Origin of the sequence: Photobacterium sp. OFAV2-7 (assembly GCF_022347985.1) — a bacterium.
Lineage (GTDB): Bacteria > Pseudomonadota > Gammaproteobacteria > Enterobacterales > Vibrionaceae > Photobacterium.
In genome coordinates this window covers 1-3,072 of record NZ_JAKRFQ010000665.1, presented here as the reverse complement: position 1 = coordinate 3,072, position 3,072 = coordinate 1, and the positions used below count along the sequence as shown (strand labels likewise).

Annotated in this window: 4 protein-coding genes; 3 read left to right on the top strand and 1 reads right to left on the bottom strand. The window is 47.6% G+C overall.

Going from position 1 to position 3,072, the window contains the following annotated elements:
• Nucleotides 1–485: superoxide dismutase (locus tag MHN01_RS22700; protein WP_239413610.1), on the top strand; the 485-nt coding region annotated here is incomplete at its 5' end.
• A gap of 14 nt (nt 486–499) precedes the next feature.
• Complete coding sequence (locus MHN01_RS22695; protein WP_239413609.1) at nt 500–943, top strand: DUF2753 domain-containing protein; 444 nt, start codon at nt 500–502, stop codon at nt 941–943.
• Nucleotides 944–1,053: 110 nt separating this feature from the next.
• Here MHN01_RS22695 and MHN01_RS22690 read toward each other — a convergent pair whose 3' ends face one another.
• On the bottom strand, nt 1,054–1,944 hold the full coding sequence (locus tag MHN01_RS22690; RefSeq protein ID WP_239413608.1) for an OmpA family protein: 891 nt from the start codon (nt 1,942–1,944) through the stop codon (nt 1,054–1,056).
• Nucleotides 1,945–2,094: 150 nt separating this feature from the next.
• On the opposite strand from MHN01_RS22690, the gene rnt reads away from it, so the two are divergent.
• Nucleotides 2,095–2,766 carry a ribonuclease T gene (gene rnt / locus MHN01_RS22685; RefSeq protein WP_239413607.1) on the top strand — a complete coding sequence of 224 codons (672 nt, stop codon included), beginning with the start codon at nt 2,095–2,097 and terminating at the stop codon, nt 2,764–2,766.
• The last annotated feature ends 306 nt before the right edge of the window (nt 2,767–3,072 follow it).

Here is a 3,072-nt window from a genome sequence, read left to right as displayed (position 1 = left end):
CTGGCACCGAGCTGGAACAACAATCTCTTCATAAGATTTTTGCCGCGGTATCCCAACAGTCTCCCGCTGTCAGAAACCACGGCGGAGGCTTTTTCAACCACAACCTCTACTGGCAGTGCATGTCCCCCAATGGCGGCGGGCAACCAGGCGGTCTGCTGGCCGAAGCCATCAACTGCCACTTCGGCAGCTTTGAAGACTTCAAAACCGCTTTCTCAGAGGCAGCAGCCAACCACTTCGGTTCAGGCTTCATTTGGCTTTGTGTCAACGACGGGCGTTTGGAAATCTCTTCCACCAGCAATCAAGACAACCCGCTGATGGATGTTGTCGACAATAGTGGTGAGCCGATTCTGGCACTGGATGTCTGGGAGCATGCCTACTACATCAGCTACCAGAACAAACGCCCGGACTATATTGAGGCCTGGTGGCATGTTGTTGACTGGCAGCAAATCGAACAACATTTTGTCGAGGCATTACAGCAGCAGTAATCTAAGGAATAATCATGGATGTATCACGCTGGGAACGGCATACCTTGCTGGCTGCAGAAGCCGAAGAGAATAATAAGCCAATGATGTCAGTGATTCATTACCAACTTGCTTTGGCCGAATCACAGCAGCTAGAACCGATTCAGGGAACGCGCGAAGAGCTTGAGGACTTACTGACCATCAAAGTCACGTCTTGTCATAATCTGGCCTCTTTTTGGCGAAAGGCTGGCGACAACGAGTATGAGCTTAAGTACTTACAGCTTGCCTCAGAGCAAGTAATGGCACTTATTCCTCAGTGTCGTCGCAAGGAGTGTGATGCATTTATTGATACTCTTGGATGCTGTAAATCCGCTTTGATCTCATTCCTAAAGCGACATCCTAACCCGGTGGTTGCCCGGCAGCTTGAGCATATCAATATCAGCAATCAATGCGAGCTGATCGCCAAGTTCCGTCTTCACTGAGACGGTTAAACTTAAATGACTCTATAGCCTGATAGGTACAATGAACTAGGATCAAAAAAGCGAGATACTCAGCGTATCTCGCTTTGCTATATTAGGGGCTTAGATTTCCGCTAGATAAGTGTCCGGCCAAGCGAAATCACTACCCGGCGGTTTTGATTACGCCCGATTGGCGTTTCATTATCGGCAATTGGCCGACGTTTGCCGTAAGCCTCAACCTGGATCCGGTCTTTCGGCAAGCCCATCGCCATAAAGTATTCTTCCAGCTTTTTAGCCCGTCGTTCAGACAACGCCTGATTAACGTTCTTGCCGCCTCGTGAATCGGTATAGGTCGCCACCAATACCAAATCAACATCATCACTATATCGAACAAAGTCACTGATCTGAGCCAGGCGCTTGCGCGAAGCTTTATTCAGCTCATCGCTATCATGATCATAATGGAGAACGGTAAAGGCGATATCATCGAAACTATAGGGCAGCAAATTATCTATACACTGACTAAATTGCTGATAAGGTGCCTGGAACGATACAGCAGAAAGCCCGACTTCTATACGCTTATTCCTATGCTGCCAGTCCTGATAACTTAGCGTCGGATAACGCCCGCTCTCAAGCTCGGTCAGCATAGCCCAGGCCATTTGCCCACCAATATAGCCATCAAACTGTTTGAAGAAGGTAATTTTAGTGATCGGCTCAGCCGCATCCCCCGGCATCCAGCGCGGTGGCATCGATACTAGGCTGACATCGCGTGTTTCCCCCATGGGGCGGCGCATCTTGAGTTCAAAATCCAGGTTGATTTTTTTACTCGCTCGGGAGGTAAACTGAGCTTCACCGTAATTGGGTATCTTATGCAACATACGACATTCCAGCGGGGTATCAACAGCGACCTTCCAGCTCGATTGCGCAGGCGTAGCGACATATTGCTTGCTTGCCATCACCGGGCTACTTGCTGTCGCAACGGCTAGCAATGCGCCTGCCAAGCACAATGATGTTGTTGTATTGCCCATATTCCTACCACCAGCTCAATCGTAATGCTGACTATTGTATCGGATCTGACGAAAAAATCTTTAGGTGCAGTTTCCCCACAATGAATTAAGGTTTAGCTCCCGGAGTGAATCTGACATAATGCGCTCTTCATTTTTATCAACCGCAGTGTTATGAGCCAAGATAACGAACTAAACACCCTTAAAAGTCGCTTTCGCGGCTACTTTCCCGTCGTCATTGATGTAGAGACTGCCGGCTTTAATGCCAAAACAGATGCCCTGCTCGAAATCTGTGCAGTCACCCTGCAGATGGATGAAGAAGGCTGGCTAAAGCCTGCTTCGACTATCCATTTTCACATAACACCATTTGAAGGCGCAGTGATCCACAAAGAGGCGCTGGAGTTTAACGGGATCCGAGATCCGTTCAGCCCGCTACGTGGTGCGGTCTCTGAAGATGCTGCGCTAAAAGAGATCTACAAGCAGATCCGTAAAGAACAAAAAGCGGCAGGTTGCTCCCGTGCAATCATGGTTGCCCATAACGCCAACTTTGATCACAGCTTTGTGATGGCGGCCTCAGAACGTGCCAAGCTAAAGCGTAATCCCTTCCACCCATTTGCCACCTTCGATACGGCAGCATTGAGCGGTTTGGCATTCGGCCAGACAGTCTTGGCCAAGGCCTGTAGCACCGCAGGGATCCCGTTCGACAACAAGGAAGCTCACTCCGCCCTATATGACACTGAACGCACAGCAGAATTATTCTGTGAGATTGTTAACAAATGGAAGAAATTAGGTGGCTGGCCACTTTTTGATTCTGCAGAAGAAAAAAGCGAAGAACCTCAAGCTTAAAGAACAACAAACTCATCGGACCACACCAAAAGCCGTGATTTCGACATTTTAGAGTAATTACTCAGCGCGCCTGATCGATATTTTTTTGTGAGACCGTTAACAAATGAAAGAATTAGGCAAATAGCGCGTTTTTAAACCTTAAACAGAAAAAATCGAAGTGTCTTAAAAATTAAACACGCAAAACTCATCAGACCTCCTATGAGTCCAGCTGTGCTGGGCTTTTAGACACATGTTTTCAAACACCCAATTTATTTAAAACGTGCGTTTTAAACATAATTAAATAATATACCATTCAATTGCTCATTT